The sequence below is a fragment of the Curtobacterium sp. VKM Ac-2887 genome (assembly GCF_015350935.1).
Classification (GTDB): Bacteria; Actinomycetota; Actinomycetes; order Actinomycetales; family Microbacteriaceae; genus Curtobacterium.
Window position 1 is genome coordinate 15,299 of record NZ_JADKSB010000005.1, and the last position, 18,030, is coordinate 33,328.

Annotated in this window: 15 protein-coding genes; 3 read left to right on the forward strand and 12 right to left on the reverse strand. The window is 72.7% G+C overall.

The genetic code is table 11. The features are described 5' to 3' along the window. Nucleotides 1-44 precede the first annotated feature (44 nt). The 4 genes from ITJ69_RS07220 to ITJ69_RS07235 all read right to left on the reverse strand — a co-directional run bounded on the left by ITJ69_RS07220 (nucleotide 45) and on the right by ITJ69_RS07235 (nucleotide 4,356). Entirely contained in the window at nucleotides 45-1,595 is a 1,551-nt protein-coding gene (locus ITJ69_RS07220; RefSeq protein ID WP_194672430.1) for a GMC family oxidoreductase, read from the reverse strand. Continuing rightward, nucleotides 1,592-3,010 carry an alpha/beta fold hydrolase gene (locus ITJ69_RS07225; protein ID WP_194672431.1) on the reverse strand — a complete coding sequence of 473 codons (1,419 nt, stop codon included), beginning with the start codon at nucleotides 3,008-3,010 and terminating at the stop codon, nucleotides 1,592-1,594. The genes ITJ69_RS07220 and ITJ69_RS07225 overlap by 4 nt, the downstream gene beginning before the upstream one ends. Nucleotides 3,011-3,086: 76 nt before the next feature. Then, nucleotides 3,087-4,055, reverse strand: a complete 969-nt coding sequence (locus ITJ69_RS07230; protein ID WP_194672432.1) for a hypothetical protein — start codon at nucleotides 4,053-4,055, stop codon at nucleotides 3,087-3,089. A 49-nt stretch (nucleotides 4,056-4,104) separates the two neighbouring features. Further along, nucleotides 4,105-4,356: a DUF4287 domain-containing protein gene (locus tag ITJ69_RS07235; protein ID WP_123340492.1), complete on the reverse strand. Its 252-nt coding sequence runs from the start codon at nucleotides 4,354-4,356 to the stop codon at nucleotides 4,105-4,107. Nucleotides 4,357-4,487: 131 nt separating this feature from the next. On the opposite strand from ITJ69_RS07235, the gene ITJ69_RS07240 reads away from it, so the two are divergent. The 3 genes from ITJ69_RS07240 to ITJ69_RS07250 all read left to right on the forward strand — a co-directional run bounded on the left by ITJ69_RS07240 (nucleotide 4,488) and on the right by ITJ69_RS07250 (nucleotide 7,536). Next, the gene (locus tag ITJ69_RS07240; protein WP_194672433.1) at nucleotides 4,488-5,672 is read left to right on the forward strand and encodes an amino acid ABC transporter permease; all 1,185 of its coding nucleotides are present in this window, start codon (nucleotides 4,488-4,490) and stop codon (nucleotides 5,670-5,672) included. Further along, on the forward strand, nucleotides 5,672-6,445 hold the full coding sequence (locus ITJ69_RS07245) for an amino acid ABC transporter ATP-binding protein (RefSeq protein WP_194672434.1): 774 nt from the start codon (nucleotides 5,672-5,674) through the stop codon (nucleotides 6,443-6,445). The genes ITJ69_RS07240 and ITJ69_RS07245 overlap by 1 nt, the downstream gene beginning before the upstream one ends. A 65-nt stretch (nucleotides 6,446-6,510) precedes the next feature. After that, a complete protein-coding gene (locus ITJ69_RS07250) occupies nucleotides 6,511-7,536 on the forward strand; it encodes a transporter substrate-binding domain-containing protein (protein WP_194672435.1) in 1,026 nt (341 codons plus the stop codon). Nucleotides 7,537-7,980: 444 nt separating this feature from the next. Here the strand turns inward: ITJ69_RS07250 and ITJ69_RS07255 are convergent, their stop codons facing one another. From ITJ69_RS07255 to ITJ69_RS07290, 8 genes are read right to left on the reverse strand one after another with little or no spacing between them, the layout of a single operon-like run. Then, nucleotides 7,981-9,174 (reverse strand): LLM class flavin-dependent oxidoreductase, encoded by a 1,194-nt coding sequence (locus tag ITJ69_RS07255; protein WP_194672436.1) that lies wholly within the window; start codon nucleotides 9,172-9,174, stop codon nucleotides 7,981-7,983. After that, the gene (locus ITJ69_RS07260; RefSeq protein ID WP_228505121.1) at nucleotides 9,171-10,817 is read right to left on the reverse strand and encodes an ABC transporter substrate-binding protein; all 1,647 of its coding nucleotides are present in this window, start codon (nucleotides 10,815-10,817) and stop codon (nucleotides 9,171-9,173) included. The genes ITJ69_RS07255 and ITJ69_RS07260 overlap by 4 nt, the downstream gene beginning before the upstream one ends. Then, nucleotides 10,814-12,451: a dipeptide ABC transporter ATP-binding protein gene (locus tag ITJ69_RS07265; protein WP_194672437.1), complete on the reverse strand. Its 1,638-nt coding sequence runs from the start codon at nucleotides 12,449-12,451 to the stop codon at nucleotides 10,814-10,816. Before ITJ69_RS07265 ends, ITJ69_RS07260 begins: the two co-directional genes overlap by 4 nt. Then, nucleotides 12,448-13,341 (reverse strand): ABC transporter permease, encoded by an 894-nt coding sequence (locus ITJ69_RS07270; RefSeq protein WP_194672438.1) that lies wholly within the window; start codon nucleotides 13,339-13,341, stop codon nucleotides 12,448-12,450. Before ITJ69_RS07270 ends, ITJ69_RS07265 begins: the two co-directional genes overlap by 4 nt. After that, on the reverse strand, nucleotides 13,338-14,366 hold the full coding sequence (locus tag ITJ69_RS07275) for an ABC transporter permease (RefSeq protein ID WP_194672439.1): 1,029 nt from the start codon (nucleotides 14,364-14,366) through the stop codon (nucleotides 13,338-13,340). Before ITJ69_RS07275 ends, ITJ69_RS07270 begins: the two co-directional genes overlap by 4 nt. Beyond that, nucleotides 14,363-15,385: an LLM class flavin-dependent oxidoreductase gene (locus ITJ69_RS07280; protein ID WP_194672440.1), complete on the reverse strand. Its 1,023-nt coding sequence runs from the start codon at nucleotides 15,383-15,385 to the stop codon at nucleotides 14,363-14,365. The genes ITJ69_RS07275 and ITJ69_RS07280 overlap by 4 nt, the downstream gene beginning before the upstream one ends. Further along, nucleotides 15,382-16,818 carry an NtaA/DmoA family FMN-dependent monooxygenase gene (locus ITJ69_RS07285; RefSeq protein ID WP_194672441.1) on the reverse strand — a complete coding sequence of 479 codons (1,437 nt, stop codon included), beginning with the start codon at nucleotides 16,816-16,818 and terminating at the stop codon, nucleotides 15,382-15,384. The genes ITJ69_RS07280 and ITJ69_RS07285 overlap by 4 nt, the downstream gene beginning before the upstream one ends. After that, nucleotides 16,815-18,020 carry an LLM class flavin-dependent oxidoreductase gene (locus tag ITJ69_RS07290; RefSeq protein ID WP_194672442.1) on the reverse strand — a complete coding sequence of 402 codons (1,206 nt, stop codon included), beginning with the start codon at nucleotides 18,018-18,020 and terminating at the stop codon, nucleotides 16,815-16,817. Before ITJ69_RS07290 ends, ITJ69_RS07285 begins: the two co-directional genes overlap by 4 nt. Nucleotides 18,021-18,030: the final 10 nt, after the last annotated feature.

An 18,030-nucleotide genomic window follows, 5' to 3' on the forward strand; every position in this document is an offset into this window, starting at 1 on the left:
GTCCGCGCCGGCGGCCCGCCCACGTCGGCGGCCCGCCCAGGCCGTCAGGCCGCGCGGAGCATCCGGTCGGCGGTGCGCAGGGACAGCGCCATGATCGTCAGCGCCGGGTTCGCGATGACGGCGCTCGGGAACACCGAGTTGTCGGCGATCCACAGGTTCGGGACGTCCCACGAGCGGCCGTCCGGGTCGACGACCGAGGTCTCGCGGTCCGCGCCCATGCGTGCCGTGCCGATGGTGTGTGCGGTGCGCTCGAGGACCCGGACGTCCTTGCCGCCGGCGGCCTCGACGATGGTCGTCATGGTGCGGACGGCGTGGCGGCGGATCGCGTCCTCGTTCGCGCCCGGGGTGAACGAGACCCGGGCTCGTGGCACGCCGTGCTCGTCGACCTCGTCCGCGAGGACCAGCCGGTTGTCGTCGTACGGCAGGCACTCGGCGTTCATGCCGACGCCCGCCGAGTGCGGGTAGTCCTGCAGCGCCCGCACGAGCTCGGCGCCGCGCAGGCCGCCGCCCCGGATGAGCGTGTTGGCGAAGGTCTGCGGCTGCACGCCGAGGCTCTGGATCAGGTACCCGCCGGCGAAGTCCGCGTCGGCGGGGCGGACGAAGTCCTCGGTGATGATCGACGACGGGTAGCCGCGGTAGGAGCGCATCGACTCGTCGAACCGTGCCCAGACCTGGGTGGCGCCGTGCGCGGTGAAGTTCCGGCCGACCTGGTCGTTGCTGTTCGCGAGCCCGGTGTGCAGCAGCAGGCGCGGGGTCTCGATGCCGCCGGCGGCGAGCACGAGGGCCCGGCAGCGCTGCCGGTGCTCGCGGCCGTCGTGGGTGTACAGCACGGCGCTGACCTCGCCGGAAGCATCGAGCTCGATGCCGTGCACGAACGAGTCCGGCCGGATCTCGGCGCCGAACGCCACCGCGGCGGGCAGGTAGGTGGTGTCCATCGATACCTTCGCGCCGTTGCGGCAGCCCTGGTGGCACGAGCCGCAGGAGACGCAGGCGTGCCGCAGGCCGTGGTGCTCCTGGTGGCGGTCCTCGGTGGTCAGGCCGACGGGGGCGTCGGTCGCGGTGATGCCGGCGGCCGCCGCCCCGCGCATCATCATGTCCGACGAGGCGTTGCGCGCCGGCGGACGCATCCGGTAGCGGCGCGACGGGTCCCACGGGTAGTGCTCGGGGCCAGCGACCCCGACGTCGTGTTCGACCTGCTCGATCCACCCGGTGAGCTCGGCGTGGCTGATCGGCCAGTCCTCACCGACGCCGGACGCGGAGCGCAGCGACAGGTCGTGCGTGCTCGGACGCGGTGTGAACGCGCCCCAGTGCAGCGTCGAACCACCGACTCCGGTGCCGCTGTTGTTCGGGCCGAACGCCGTCGGTGCGCCGCCGCCACTCAGCCGCTCGTCCATCCAGTTGATGTCCCCGGGGGCGGCGACCTCGTCGGGCACGTGGTCTCCCGGCTCGGTGTTGCGACCGGCCTCGAGGGCGACGACCCGCAGGCCACGTCGGGCCAGGGAGGCCAGCAGGGGCGCTCCGCCGGCTCCGGTGCCGACGACCACCACGTCGACGACGTCGTCCGTGCCGTACGTGCGCTGTCCGTCGAGTCTCATCGTGCTGCTTCCGTCGTCGTGGTGCCGTCGTGCGTGTCGTCGTGCGTGTCGTCGCGGGTGCGCTCGCGGCAGTCGGGTGCCGCTGGCTCCCAGGCCTCGCGCTGGTCGGCGGCGAGCAACTGGAAGCCCTGCTTGCGGACGCCGTCGCCCCCGTTCGCGAAGCCGTCGAAGTCGATCGCCGCCATCGTCGCGGGGTGCGCAAGCCAGTGCTTCACGAGGTCGACGCTGGCGTCCTCGTACCAAACCCGCAGCTGTGCTGCATCCATCACGGCGTCGAGCACACCGTCGGCGCCGTACCGACCGGCGGCCACGTCCTGCAGGGCGCTGTCGAGCACGCCGTCCTGCGCCGGCCCGGCGAGTACGTCGAGCGCTGCCCGGTACGCCTCGAGGTCAGTGGGCATGCCGTCGACGCGCCATCCGTCACCGAGCCCCGCGGCGAGCTGGTCGTCGACGCGCAGGGCGAGGTCCACCTGACCGTCGCCGGGCTGCGGCACGACGATGCGCGCGATCGCACGGAGGGTGTCGAGTTGCCGAGCAGTGAGCGCTCGCGGTTCGGCGGACGGGTCATCGGGCAGCGCGCGGGCCGCCAACAGGGAGCGCATGCGCGCGCTGACCCGCGGCGAGGCGATCACCCGTGCCTGCTCGACGGGCACGACGGGCGCCCCGGTGAACCGGCGGGTCCAGAAGTCGCGGATGCGGTCCGCCACCGCCTCGGGCTGCTCCCACGGCAGCAGGTGGGCAGCACCCTCGATGACCTGGAGCTCCGAGTCGGGCCAGTGCGGCAGCGTCAGGCGCCGCTGCGCCTCGGCGTCGAGGTCGCCGTCCTCGGCACCGGCGAGCACGAGTGCCGGCACGGGGTTCGGGGCCGCGTCGGACCAGTCCTCGCGGCTGCCGCGCGTGAGCCACGCCGTCCACGCACCGGGATCGGCGCGCTCGACGTCCTGCACGGCCGTCGTGTGTCGCTCGGGCGCCAGGGTGGACGCGGTGTTCGCGTCGACGAACTCGGCGGCGTGCGCCGCGCTGATCGAGCCGTCCGCCGCCCAGGAGAGCATCGCGGCGCGGCGGTCGTCGTCCATCGGTTCGGGCGCGAGCGGCGAGGCCGCGAGCAGCACCACGGCGCGCAACCCGAACAGGCCGTTCGCGCCGGACATCGTGCGGTCGGCGACGACCGTGGCGACCTTGCCGCCCATGGAGTGACCGACGAGTACCCACTCGCTCGCGCCACTGGCGCCGATCGCGCGCTCGACGAGCACGGCCATCTCCTCGACGGTCGTGCCGGACGACGCCGGGCTGCGGCCGAAGCCGGGCAGGTCGATCCCGACGAGTTCGAGGTCGTCGCGGATCAGGGCGCGGCGGAGCAGGGCGAACTCCTCGGAGCTCGCCCCCAACGCGTGGAGGCAGAACGCAGGGGTCACTCCTCTTGCCTACCGGTCGCTCCGCGGTGGACCCAGGCGGGGTGTACCCCGTCGGCGGATCCTGTACCCCGATCGGTCACCGTGCGTACGCGTCCACGAAGAGGTCGCCGCGGATCTCCCGCAGGGTGTCGGCGAGCCGATCGACGGTCCGGCCGGAGATGCCGGACACCTGCAGGTCGTACGGCCCGAGCGCCGGCAGGCGTCCGGTGCGGATGCGGACGACCTCCCAGCCGACGGCGCGGACGGCGCGGTCCTTCCGGCGGTCGGTGTCCTGCCGCGGGCCGACGTGCTCGAGGCCGTGGCGGCCGGTCGACTCGTACTCGATCGCGACGCGCAGCTCGGGCAGGATGATGTCCGGCCAGACCTCGACGTGGTCGAAGAACGGCCGGTCGAGGCGGATCGCGGAGTGGTCGTAGGTGAACGCGAACCGGTCGGACAGCGCCGCGCGGAGCTCTGCCTCGACCGCGGAGGCCGTCGCCGGGGCGCAGACGCTCGTGAAGGACTCGCCCGAGGGCAGCCGCGGGGTCTTCGGGCAGATCGTGCGGGGCACCGGCTGACTCGGACGTCGCGGCGTGCCCGGCGCCGGTCGACGTGCGCGGGTGCGGCTCGAGGCGACAGCACCGGCCGGGGTCCCGCGGGAGGGCGCGGCCGGCAGGGTCTGGCGACCGGTGGCCCGGACCACCCGCTGCGGGACCGGCACCTGCGACGGCCAGTCGGACGGCAGGACCGGCCAGCGCTGCGGTTGCGCCTGCACCGCGCACTCCGGGCACCACACCGAGCGTCGGCGTTCACGACCCGGCCGGGAGCGCTGTTCGGACGGCGTGGCGACGAAGACGTGGCCGACGTCGCACTCCCACGTCAGCAGGACCTCGGCCGCCGGCGGGACCTGGGTCAGGACGACGCCGTGGTTCCAGTCCGGGTGGTACTGCCGGATGAGCACCGGGTACGGCGCCCAGTCGGCGCGGAACTGCCCGACGGCGTACGGCACCGCCTCGCCGCGCGACCACTGTCGGCGGCGCCACCACGCGTCGACGGGTTCGGCCACGTCCACACGCTAGGCACCGCCACCGACACTGCGGGAAACCGGGGTGCACTCAACCCGCGAGGGCCCGCTTCGCGTACGCGACGAGCGCGTTCGCATGGCCGTGGCCGAGCCCGTGCTCGGTCTTCAGCCAGGCGACGACCTGCATGTGCGGGTGGTCGTCGAGCTGCTCGGCGACCAGGTCGAGCCACTCCTGGACCGGGCGGCCGTACGTCTTCTCGATGCTCGGGAAGTACGACGCCGGCCCCTTCGCCGTGCTGCCGTCCGCCGGGGGCGCTGGAGCGGTCACGCGGTGCGCTGTCATGGCAGAACAGTACTGCGCACCCGGCGTCACGGAACGTCACGCGCGCGGCGACTGTGACGCAGCGTTCCGCCCCGTAGCGGTGTGTTTCACGGTGCGTTGTCCGGGCACCGCGACCCTTCTACGGTCGCGACATGACCGACACCAGAACGGGACTGCCCCGCGGCGCGACCAGCGCCGTCGCCGGCACCGACGGGGTCGACGCGACCGGCGTCGACCACGCGGCCGGAGCGCCGGACGCACCACGGGCCTCCCGGCCGACCGTCGCGAGCGACGCAACCGACGCAACCGACGCGACCGCCACGTCCGTGGACGCCGCCGGACGCGCCGCGCTCGACCGACCCGTCCTCCCGCTGCGGCACCCGCTGCGCTGGATCGCCGCGGCCGTCGTGCTGGTGGTGCTCCTGAACTTCGTCGAGACGCTGTTCACGAACGAGTCGTGGGGCTGGCCGGCCGTCGGGAAGTGGCTGTTCAGCCCGGCGATCCTGACCGGCCTGCAGCTCACACTCGTCGCGACGGCGCTGAGCGCGGTCATCAGCTTCACCGGCGGCATCGTCGTCGCGATCGCCCGGCTCTCGCACAACCCGGTGCTGTCCGGGTTGGCGTGGGGCTACGTCTGGCTGTTCCGCTCCGTGCCGCTCATCCTGGTGCTCGTCTTCCTGTACAACCTCGGGTCGCTGTACCCGACGATCGGCATCGGGATCCCGTTCGGGCCGCAGGTCGAGGTCACCACGGCCAACGTCCTCGGCGACCTGGCCATCGGGGTGATCGGCCTGAGCCTGAGTGAGATCGCCTACGCCTCCGAGATCGTCCGCGCCGGCGTGCTCGCCGTTGACCACGGCCAGCACGAGGCCGCGCAGGCCCTCGGGCTCCCCCGGCGTCGCCAGTTCGTGCGGGTGATCCTGCCGCAGGCACTGCGGTCGATCGTGCCGGCGTTCGTGAACCAGGTCGTCGGGCTGCTCAAGGCGTCGTCGCTGCTGTTCTACGTGTCGCTGCTCGACCTGTTCGGGGTGGTGCAGAACCTGTCGAGCACCTACCCGACCGACATCATCCCGCTGCTCGTCGTCGCGACGCTCTGGTACCTCGCGCTCACCAGCGCGGTGTCGATCGTGCAGTACTACGTCGAGCGGTGGACCGCCCGCGGCTCGGTGCGGGCGTTGCCGCCCACGCCGTTCCAGCGGGTGCGGGCCGCCGTGCGTCGCGGTTCCGGACGTGGGTCGGGACGGCCTGGAGGCCCGGATCGCCCCCGGCAGGCCGCCTCCGCCGCGCGCGGGGTCGCGTCCAGCCCCGGTTCCACCATCGACGACAGGACCATCTGATGAGCGCAGCGATCAGCATCCACGGAGCCGTCAAGGCGTTCGGTGACACGGTCGTCGTCGACGGCGTCGACCTGTCGTTGCCGTCCGGGAGCGTCACCGTGGTGCTCGGCCCGTCGGGGTCCGGCAAGTCCACGCTGCTGCGTGCGATCAACCACCTCGAACCGCTCGACCGCGGCGTCGTCACGGTCGGCGGCGAGACGATCGGCGTCCGGCTCCGGACCGGGCGCGATGGGGTCCCCCGCTACAAGGAGCTGCCCGAGCGCCTGATCCTGCGGCAGCGGTCGCGGATCGGGTTCGTGTTCCAGCACTTCAACCTGTTCCCGCACCTGACCGCGCTCGAGAACGTGGCCGAGGGGCCGATCGCCGCCGGGGTCCCCCGTGCCGTGGCGCACGCCCGTGCGGCGGCTCTGCTCGAGCGCGTCGGACTCGGTGACCGTGGCGACACCCGGCCGCGGCAGCTCTCCGGCGGGCAGCAGCAGCGCGTGGCCATCGCGCGGGCGCTGGCGCTCGAGCCGTCGGTCGTCCTGCTCGACGAGCCGACCTCGGCGCTCGACCCGGAGCTCGTCGGCGAGGTGCTCGGCGTCATCCGGGGGTTGGCGGACACGGGCACCACGCTCGTCATCGTCACGCACGAGATCGCCTTCGCCCGCGAGGTCGCCGACCACGTCGTGTTCCTCGACCACGGCCGCGTCGTCGAGCAGGGCTCCCCCGCCCAGGTGCTCGACGATCCGCAGCACGCTCGCACGCGGGACTTCCTGTCCCGCGTCCGCTGACGCCGTCCCCTCGACGTTCCTTCTTCCCCTTCCACCTTCCCCTTCCACCCGATCCCAGGAGAACCATGTCCCCCACCACCCCCGCACGCTGGCGGAACCGCGCCGGCGCCCTCGTCCTCGCCACCGGAGTCGTCGTCGCCCTCGCCGGGTGCGCCACGTCGGCGACGGCCGGCTCCGGCTCGGGCTCCGGCGCGTCGGACGGCACGGTCACGATCGGCGCCGCGTCGAACGGTGCCGCCACCGAGACCAAGGTCACCGTCGACGCGGACGAGAAGCTGCACGACGAACTCCCGGCGTCGATCAAGAAGTCCGGCAAGCTCGTCGTCGGCATCGGTGCGCTGCCGGCCGGGTTCCCGCCGCTCGCGTTCACCGGCGACGACCAGAAGACACTGACCGGCTCCGAGCCCGACCTCGGTCGTCTCGTCGCCGCGAAGCTCGGCCTCGAAGCCCAGGTGCAGAACGCCACGTGGGACAACCTGTTCGTCGGGATCGACGGCGGCAAGTACGACGCCGGGTTCTCGAACATCACGGTGACCGAGCAGCGCAAGGAGAAGTACGACTTCGCCTCGTACCGCCAGGACAACCTCGCGCTGCAGGTGCCGGAGGACTCCTCGTTGGCGTTCGACGGCGACCCGTCCGTGCTCGCCGGCAAGACGGTCGCCGTCAGTTCCGGCACCAACCAGGAGCTCATCCTGCTCGGCTGGAAGGCCGACCTCGCGAAGCAGGGCAAGACGATCACGATCAAGTACTACCCGGACGGCAACGCCGTGAAGCTGGCGCTCGACTCCGGCAAGATCGACGCGTACTTCGGGCCGAACCCGACGGTCGCGTACCAGAACACGTTGAGCGCGGACGGCGCGAACCCCACGAAGACGGCCGGCACGTTCTCCGGCGCGGGCGGGGACCTGCAGGGGCTCATCGCGGCGACGACGAAGAAGGACAGCGGGCTCGCCGAGCCCATCGCGGACGCCATCGACGAGCTGATCGACGACGGCACGTACGCGAAGTGGCTCAAGTCGTACAACCTGTCGAACGAGGCCGTGGAGCACTCCGAGGTCAACCCCGAAGGGCTGCCGCTCGACGCGAGCTGAGCCGGGTTCGGGCGGGTCCGAACGACTCGGAACGACTCCCTCGATGTCCCACGACGTCGAGGGAGTCGTTCTGTGCGCGCGCGGGTGGTCGGCGCCGATGCGGAACGACATCGTCGACGTCGCACGACGACCACGATCTCGCTCGTTGCGCGCGCATCGTCCGACATTCCACGAGGCGATCGACGCGTGCATCGTCGGAACATGCACGCGCACTCGATGCATGCGCAAGAGACGACGATCCACCTGACGATCAACAGGTGGATCGTCGGAACATGCACACGCACCGGCCGCACGCGCACCGACCCCGAACGACATCGTCGACGTCGCACGACGACCACGGTGTCGCTCGTTGCACGCGCCGCCGGTTGCACGCGCGCACGAACGACGAGCCCGATGTCGTGCGACATCGAGCTCGTCGTTCCGGGTCGACACGGACCCGTACGGTCAGCGCACCCCGGCACCCACGCCAGCCCCGGCACGCACAGCACCAGCACCCGCAGCACCGGCGTCACCACCAGCACCCCGCGCCGCCCACTCCGCCGCGAGCAGCTCGTACGAACGCACCCGGGCGTCGTGGTCGTGCGTGATCGTCGTCACCAGGAGCTCGTCAGCGCCGGTCGCCCGCTGCAGGACCTCGAGGCGGTCCGCGACGGCCGCAGCGTCGCCGACGAACCGGGTGGCGAGCCGATCGGCGACCGACGCCGCCTCTGCCGCAGCGAGCGGCGCAGCCCGTGCCGCGGACGGCGTCGGGTACTCGATCGCCCCGACGCCGGAGCGGATCGAGTGCACCCACTCCGCGTACCCGAGCGACAGCTCCGCGGCCTCGGCCTCCGTGCGCCCGACGACGACGTCCGCCGACACGATGACGTGCGGTGCCTCGAGCACCCCCGGGCGGAACGCGTCGCGGTAGGCCTGCACCGACGCCAGGACCGTGCCGGGCGACGTGTGGTAGTTCGCGCCGTACGGCAGTCCGAGTGCTCCGGCGACCCGGGCGCTCTCACCGCCGGTCGACCCGTGGATCCACAGTTCGACGGACGCTCCTGCTGCCGGCGGCGCCTCGACCACGGCGCCGTCCCGCGACCAGGTGCCGGCGAACAGCGCCCGGATGAGCGACAGTTCGCCCTCGAACCGGTCGACGTCACCGGGGACGCGTCCGAGCAGCTCCCCTTGCAGGGCGAACCGGCTGCCCGGTGCGATGTGGAAGTCGAACGGTGCGGGCACGAGCAGTCCGTCGACGACCTCGTCCGAACGGGGCGCGAGCGACGGCGGCTTGGGGGTGCCGGGTGCCGGCGCCCCGGAGCGGCCGAGCCCGAGGTCGATCCGCGGCCCGTACAGCGCCGCGAGGGTGCCGAAGGTCTCGGCGATCTGCAGCCCGCGGACGTTGCCGACGAGCGTCGCCGCACTGCCGACCCGGATCGTCGACGTGGCCGCGGCGACCGCTCCGATCACGATGGTCGGCGCGCTGCCCGCGACACCGGGGTTGAGGTGGTGCTCGGCCAGCCAGTAGCGGGCGTACCCGGCACGTTCCGCGGCGACGGCCAGGTCGACGGTGCGGTGCAGCGCCGTGGCTGCGGACGACCCGGCGGTGACCGGCACCAGGTCGAGCACCGAGAGCGGGACGGAACGAGCGGCGCTCACGAGGCGTCCTTCCACGCGCCGGTCAGCTGGTCGAGCCGGGTGTCGGCCCCGAAGACGATGCCGTGCACGTCCGTCGCCGGCGCGATGATGCTGGTGAGTTCGTGCACCGGGACGAAGTCGACCTGCGACGCGATGCGCTGCTGGATCTCCCCGAAGGTGGCCGACCGGTCGGACGCCGACGACTGCGACAGCTCCTTCGTGAAGAGCGCGTCGAGCGTCTCGTCCGATGCGCCGATCGACTGTGCACCCGAGCTGGAGAACTTCGACCGCAGGACGTCACCGTCGGCGCGCGAGCTGTTGTCCCACGACAGGTCCCAGTCGCCGCTCGTCAGGTTGGCGAGGTACTGCGGCACGGTCCCGCTCTCGAGCGTGACGCCGACGCCGACCTTCCCGAGCTCCTGCTGGATCAGCTCGAGGGACGTCTGGTTCGGTCCGAAGTTCGTGATCCAGACGAGCTTGAGGTGCAGCTTCGTGCCGTCCTTCGAGCGGATGCCGTCGGAGCCCTTCTCCCAGCCAGCGGCGTCGAGCGCCTTCTTCGCTGCGGCGGGGTCGTACGCGGCCGAACCCGACGACGCGGCCGACCCCGACGACGTGTCCGCGTACCCGGGCGTCGTCGACCCGAGGACCGAGTCCGCGACCTTGAACAGGTCGTTCAGCGAGGTGTCGCGGACCGCCTTCGGGTCGACGGCCTGTGCGATCGCCTTCCGGACTGCGAGGTCCGACACGATCGGCCGCTTCTGGTTGAACGTCAGCCCGAACACCTGGCCCGGGTTGGCGCGGGTGACGAGGTCGTACTGCGCCTGCAGGGTGTCGACGTCGCTCGGCTGCACGCTGCTGATCGCGTCGAGCTGCCCGGACTGCAGGCTGCCGGTACGGACGCTCGCCTCGGGCACGACCTGGAACGTGACCTTCGACAGGTGAGCTGCCCCGGAGCCGCCGCGGGCAGCGGGACCCCAGTCGTAGTCCTTTCGCTTCGTCAGGATCGTGGACGTGTTCTTCGTGTACGACTGCAGCGTGAACGGTCCGGTCCCGATCACGGCCTTCCCGTCGGCGCGGTCCTCGAACGGGGTCTCGGTGGTCTTCGGGGCGACGATGCCGAGGGCGACCGACGACGTGGCGTTCGGGAACGCGGCGTTCGGCGCCCCGAAGTCGACCTCGACCGTGTCGTCGTCGACGACCTTCGTCCCCTCGTAGCCGGAGAAGTACGCGGCGGCCGTGCTCGATGCGCCGGCCGAGGCGATGTCGTCGAAGGTGTCCTTGACGGCCGTCGCGTCGAACGCGGTGCCGTCCGAGAACGTGACACCGGAGCGCAGGTCGAACGTGAACGCGGTGGCGTCGGCGTTCGCCGAGTACTTCGTCGCGAGCCACGGCTTGAGCGAGCCGTCGGACGGGTCCTGCCAGAGCAGCGAGTCGACGAGCTGCCGCGTGATCGCGAGCGTGTCGTTGCCCGCGCCGGTACCCGTCGGGTTGAGCGTGATCGGGTCGTTCGCGATGGCGTAGGTGAGCGAGCCGCCGTCGACGGGCTTCGACGACGAGGACGTCGACGCGGTACCGCCCGATGAGCAGCCCGCCATGACCAGGGCCGCCGCGGTGCCGGCCGCGATCGCGGCCACCAGACGGAACGGGGTGCGGTGGGTGGTCATGAGACTCCTTCGGTGGTGGGGACGCGCCGGGATCGTCCCGGGATCGCGTCGAGCAGTGCGCGCGTGTACTCGTGCTGCGGGTCGTGCAGCACCTGCGCCACGTCGCCGTGCTCCACGACGCGGCCGCCCCGCAGGACGGACACCTCGTGCGCGATGCGACGGACGACGGCGAGGTCGTGCGAGATGAACAGGTAGGAGACGCCGAGCGTCGACTGCAGCTCCGCGAGCAGGTCGAGGATCTGCGCCTGGACGGACACGTCGAGGGCGGAGACGGGTTCGTCGAGGACGATGAACGACGGGTCGAGTGCGAGCGCGCGGGCGATCGCCACACGCTGCCGCTGCCCGCCGGACAGCTCCGCCGGTCGACGACCGAGCACGGACGACGGCAGCGCGACGAGGTCGAGCAGCTCCGCCGCCCGAGCCGTACGGGACCGCCGGGTGCCGATGCCGAAGGCCGCGAGCGGGTCCGCGATCACCGCCCCCACCGACAGCCGCGGGTGCAGCGCCGCGTACGGGTTCTGCTGCACGAACTGCGCCTGCCGCCGGTACGCCCGCAGCGCCGCACCGCGGGCTCCGCCCACGTCGGCACCGTCGAACCGCACGCGGCCGGCGTCCGGGCGTTCGAGTCCGAGCACGAGGCGCGCGGTGGTCGACTTGCCCGACCCGGACTCCCCCACCAGCGCCAGGGTGCGGCCCCGCGGGACGGTCACGTCCACCCCGTCGACGGCGGTCACGCGGTCGAAGGACTTCCGCAGTCCGGTCGCGACGACGAGTGGGTCGGGGCGGTCGGACGGGAGGCCCGGCTCGCGTCCCACGGACGCGGTCACGTCGTCGAGACTGGGCGCCGCTGCGATCAGCGCGCGCGTGTACGGCTCACGGGGTGCGCCGAGCACCTCGGCCGGGGTGCCCTGCTCGACGATCCGTCCCTCGGACATCACGACGATGCGGTCGGCCCGGTCGGCGGCGACCCCGAGGTCGTGCGTGATGAACAGCACGCTCGTGCCCCGTTCGGCGACGAGCCGGTCCAGGTGGTCGAGGATCGTGCGCTGGACCGTGACGTCGAGCGCGCTCGTCGGTTCGTCCGCCACGAGCAGCTCGGGGTCGCCGATCAGGGCGATCGCGATGAGCACCCGCTGCCGCATCCCGCCGGAGAGCTCGTGCGGGTACTGCCGCGCGCGGAGCTCGGGACGGTCGATGCCGGCACGGCGGAGCTCCTCGACGGCGCGTTCCCGGGCCTCGGCGTCGGTGGCGAGTCCGTGGATCCGGAGCACCTCGGCGACCTGGGTGCCGATCCGCGTCACGGGGTTGAGCGACACCGTCGGGTCCTGTGGCACGAAGCCGATCCGGACGCCGCGCACGGACCGCACCTGGCGGTCGGTCGCGGTGACCAGGTCGAGGTCCCCGGATCCGTCGGCCGCCCCGGAGAGCCGCACAGTGCCTCCCGTCAGGTCCGCCGCTGCGGGCAGGAGCCGGAGGACCGCGTGCGCCGTCGTCGACTTGCCCGAACCGGACTCGCCGACGATGGCGACGCGCTCGCCGCGGCCGACCTCGAGCGAGACGCCGTGGAGCGCGGTGCGCGCACTGCTGCCGCGGCCGTAGGTGACGGTCAGGTCCTGGATGCTGAGCAGGCTCATCGGAAGGCCCTCCGTTCGGTGTCGAGCGCACGGGCGACGCGGTTGCCGGCGAGCACCGTGACGGCGATCACCAGGCCGGGGATGGTCGTGAGCCACCACGAGGACGCGATGTAGTCGCGCCCGGTGGCGACGAGGGAACCCCACTCGGGCTGCGGTGGCTGCGCGCCGTAGCCGAGGAAGCTCAGGCTGGAGACGGCGAGGATCGCGGTGCCGAACTCGAGGGCGGCGAGCACCAGGACGGGACCGGCCGCGTTCGGCAGCACGTGCACGAGCAGCACGCGCCACCAGCGGTTGCCGTTCGCGCTCGCGGCCTCGACGTACGGCGCGGTGCGGACCCGGACGACCTCGGAACGCATGATGCGGGCGATCGTGGCGATGCTCGCGACGCCGACCGCCACCGCGACGTTCACGGTACCGAAGCCGAGCACGGTGACGATCGTCAGCGAGAGCAGCAGGCTCGGGATCGCGAGCAGGACGTCGGCGACGCGCATGAGCACGGCGTCGACGACCCCGCCGACGAAGCCGGCGACGAGCCCGATGAGCGAGCCGCCGACCAGGCCGATGACGATCGCGAGGACCGCGGCCTGCAGCGTGAGCGCGGTGCCGTGCACGACGCGGGCGTACAGGTCGCGGCCGAGCTGGTCGGTGCCGAACCAGTGCGCGGCGTCGGGAGCGGTGAGCTTGGCGGCCGGATCGGCGGCGAGCGGGTCGTGGTGGGTGAGCGCTCCGGGCAGGAGCGCGGCGAGGACGACGAGGGCGAGCCAGACGATGGCGATGGTGAGCGTCGGACGGGCGACGAGCGCGCGGAGCGCCGTCGTGGTGCCGCCGGGGAGGCGGTCGGTGGTGAGCGACACGGGGCGGCCGATCGCGAGCTGCGTGGTCTCGGTCATGCGGGGACCGCCTTCGGTTCGGTGGCGCTGGACGGGGTGGTGCCGGGCGTCGCTCCCGGTGTCGCTCCGTCGTGGTCGCGGAGCTTCCGACGGCTGCCGGCGACGACGACGCGTGGGTCGAGCAGCGGGTACACGAGGTCGACGACCAGGTTCACGACGACGAAGACCGCGGCGGCGAGCAGCACGATGCCCTGCACGACGGGGATGTCCTGCTGCTGCACGGCGGTGGCGGTGACCCGGCCGAGGCCCGGGCGGGAGAACACCGTCTCGGTGACGACGGTGCCGGAGAACAGCTGCCCGACGATGAGTCCCGTCACGGTGAGTGCGGGCAGCGCAGCGTTCTTGAGCGCGTGCCGGAGCTGCACCCGCCACCGCCCGGCGCCCTTGGCGTAGGCGGTGTCCACGTACGGCTCGCGGAGCGTCTGGACGAGGGACTTCGACAGCAGCTGGGCGATCGTGGCACCGGTCGGCAGCGCCAGGGTGATCGCCGGCAGGACGACCGACGCTGGGCCCTCGCCACCGAATGCCGGGAACACGTGCAGCCCGAACGAGAACCACTGCACCAGCAGCAGCGCGAACCAGAACCCGGGGACGGCGACGCCGATCGGGGGCAGCTGGAGCAGGAACTGGCCGAGGGCCCGGTTCCGGGTCCACGTCGCCAGGACCGCGATCCCGCCGCCGAACACGATCGCGAGCACGAGGCCGGCGACCGCGATCTGGGCGGTCGGCGCGATCGCTTCGCCGATGACGTCGGCGACCGGTCGACCGACCCCGATCGAGCGGCCGAGGTCGCCGGTGAGCAGGGCGCCGAGGTGCTGGACGTACTGCACGAGCACCGACTGGTCGAGGCCGTACTGGTGCCGGAGCGCGTCGAGCTGCGCCGCCGTGACGTCGGTGGCGTCCGGACCGACCATGATCCGGGCCGGGTCGCTCGGCAGCACGTAGAGGACGAAGAACGAGATCGTCCACGCCGCCCAGAGCACGAGCACGGCCTGGCCGATGCGGGAGAGCACGTAGCGGGTCATGCAGCCACCGCCGTCCGGGCACGCGTCCACCCGAGCGCCGGTGCCACCTTCGCCACGACGTCCGAGACGATCTGCTCGTACTCGTCACCGGCGAACTCGTAGGGCAGCTCGATCCGGAACTCGTCGACCTCGGCGAGCGTGGCGTCGTGCACGAGCTGCTCGACGATCTGCTCGGCGGGCCCCACCAGGTCGGCGGAGAACAGGGTCCGCCGCGGTCCCTGGGGCGCGGTCTGCCGTGCGAGACGGGACTCGTACCAGGTGCGGTACCGCTCGCGCGAGACCCGGTCGGCCGAGTCGGTCGGTACGACGCACCGGCCCCAGGCCACGCGGGGCGTTCGCCCGGTCGGCAGCGCGGCGCGGTACGCCGCGAGCTGGTTCCGCTGGGCGGTGCCGTAGTCGTCGGTGCCCTCGCCCGAGGTGAGGTTGCCGAGCAGCAGGTTGAGCCCGGAACTGCCCGCGAAGGAGGCCGACCGGAGCGACCCGCCGCCGTACCAGACCCGGTCGACCAGACCCGGGGCGTAGGGCTGCAACCGGGGGCGCTGGACGTTCCCGGGGCTCTGGATGACGGTGTCGTCCGCGCCGAGGAACGCGCCGCGCAGGTTCTCCACGAACCGGGAGACCCGCCCGTACCCACGGTCGAACGCGCGCCAGTCACCGTCGAACACCAGGTCGCCGAGGATCTCGGCGTGCGGCGACCCGGTGGACAGCCCGACCTGCAGCCGACCGTGCGACAGGACGTCGGCGAGCGAGAAGTCCTCGGCCAGGCGGAAGGGACTCTCCCACCCGATCGGCACGACGGCGACGCCGAGCTCGATGGACGTGGTGCGCTGCGACGCCGCCGCCAGGAAGACCGCGGCCGAGCCGATGCCGTGCTCGAGGTGCCGGTGCCGGACCCAGGCACCGTCGACGCCGAGCCGCTCCGCCGTGGCGAAGAGGTCGAGGGTGGCCTCGAGGCCGTCGACGGGGGCGTCGTCCTCGAAGTTGCCGGGGACGAGGATCGCCAGGCTCGAGACCGTCACGCGAGCACCCCGGCGGACGCTGCCGCACGCGCCGGACCCGCCGCAGCGGCCGTGCGTGCGGCGGCCGAACGGTCGCGGATCGTGCCGGGCAGGTCGAGCGTCTGCCGGAGGGTCGCACCCTCGTCGTAGGACTGCCGGTAGACACCGCGCTCCTGCAGCAGCGGGACGACCGTGTCGACGAACTCGTCGAGGCCGTACGGGTTGGTGTGCGGCACGACGACGAACCCGTCGGTGGCGCGCTCCTGCACGTACCGGTCGATCTCGGCGGCGATGTGCGACGCCGTCCCGACGAACCCGCCGCGGGTCGAGGCGCGGATGACGAGGTCGCGGATCGACAGGTGCTCGGCCTCGGCCAGGTCCCGCCAGGACTGCACCAGGGCGGGGACGTCGCGGGTGTGCCGTGCGCGCCCGCGGGTGATCGCGCTGCCCTCGTAGTCGGGCTCGATCGTCGGCAGCGGGCCGTCGACGTCGTACGACGACAGGTCGCGGTTCCAGACCTGCTCGAGGAACGCGATCGCCGTGGCCGGGCTGACCTGGGCGCGACGGATGGCGTTCGACCGTTCTTCGGCGTCCTCCGCCGACGACCCGATCACGAACGTCGCGCCGGGCAGGATCTGCAGCTCGTCCTTCGATCGTCCGACCCGTTCGAGCCGCTCGGTCACGTCGCGGTAGAACGCTTGCGCGTCGTCGAACTCGGTGTGCAGCGAGAAGATCACCTCGGCGTTCGTGGCGGCGAGGTCGCGCCCCTCGTCGGAGTCACCGGCCTGCACGATCACCGGGTGCCGCTGCGGACTGCGGGGCACCGGGAACGTGCCGGTGACGTCGAACTGCGCGCCGTGGTGGTCGACGTCGCGGATGCGCGACCGGTCGGCGAACACGCCGTCCGCCAGCGCGCCGACCGCGGCGGTGCCGGCGACGACGGCGTCGGCCTGCCACGAGTCCCAGAGTTCGCGGGACAGCGCGATGAACTCAGCGGCGCGCGTGTACCGGTCGGCGTGGTCGAGGAACCCGCCGCGGCGGAAGTTCGCGCCGTGGAACGCGTCCGAGCTCGTCACGACGTTCCAGCCGGCACGACCGTCGGTCAGGTGGTCGAGCGTGGCGAGCTGCTTCGCGAGCTCCACGGGCTCGTTGAACGTCGTCTGCAGGGTGCCGACCAGCCCGATGTGGTCGGTGACCCCGGCCAGGGCAGCCAGGACCGCGAGGGTGTTCGGACGCCCGACGACGTCGAGGTCGTGGACGCGGCCCTTCTGCTCGCGGAGCCGCAGGCCCTCGGCGAGGAACAGGAAGTCGAAGAACCCGCGCTCGGCGTTGCGGGCGAAGTGCTCGAACGACGAGAACGCGATCTGGCTCTCGGCGCGGTCGTCGCTCCAGATCGTGGTGTTGTTCACGCCGGGGAAGTGTGCGGCGAGGTGGACCTGACGCTTGGTGCTCATGCTGAGACCTCCACGGAGACGGAACCGGCGGGTGCGGACGCGTACCGGCTGACCGCCGGGGCGATGCCGAGCCGCGTGCGCAGGTCGGCCGTGGGACGGGACGCCACGTCGGCGCGGAGCCCGGCGGTGACGAGGGCGGGGACGAGCTGCCTCGCGATGGCGGTGCTGTCGATCGGGATGCGCAGCGGGCGGAGCCGGACGCCGGCGAAGCCGAGGCCCCGAAGGTCCCCGATCAGCGACACGAGTTCGGGAACCGTCGTCGCGAGCACGGACGTGTCCGACCCGGAGCCGACGGCGTACGGGGCACTGGCAGCGGCGTCGAGCGCGGCGAGCTCGTCGGCCGCGGCAGCGGTCGAGGACCCGATCAGCACCGCGAGGTCGGCGAGGACCGGACGACGGACGTCCGACCCGGCCACCTGCTCGAGGTGACGGACCTCGTCCAACAGGTCCCGCGCCTCCCGTCCGTCGTAGCCGGGCGTGACCAGCACGACGTCCGCAGCGTCCACGGCGAACGCCGCAGCGTCGACGCGGTGGGCCAGGGCGAAGACCGGCGGCCGGCCCTGCGGCGACCGCGGCACGATCGACGCGCCGTGCACGGACAGGTGACGGCCCGCGTACTCGGCGTTGTGGATCCGGTCGCGGTCGATGAACCGGCCGGTCGTGACGTCGCGGATGATCGCGTCGTCGTCCCAGCTGTCCCAGAGGCGCGACACGACCTCGGCGGCCTCGCGGGCCTCGTCGAACAGGTCGGCGGCGGTGTCGCCGCCGAGGCGGCGGCCGAACAGGGCCGCCTCGCGGGTCGTCGGGCTCACCTGGATCCGCCACCCGGCTCGCCCGAGCGAGACGTGGTCGAGGGTCTGGAGGCCCGTGGCGACGTGGAACGGCTCGGTGTGCGTCACCGAGACGGTCGGCACCAGACCGACGGCGCGGGTCGCGGGGGCGACCGCGTTCGCGACGAGGAGGGCGTCGAGCCGTCCGACGACGGTCGTGGTGTCGAGGTCGTGGTCGGCAGCCGTCGGGCCCGCCGTGAACGAGTCCTCGATGGTGACGGCGTCGATGCCGAGCCGGTCCTGCTCGACGACGACGTCGCGCCAGTGCCGGAGGCTCGACAGGCGCTGCGCGGCCGGGCCGGCGACGCGCCAGGCGGCGGGGTGCCAGCCGGCGCCCTGCAGCGCGGTGACGAGGGTGATGCGGTCGGGCATGGCAGTCCTC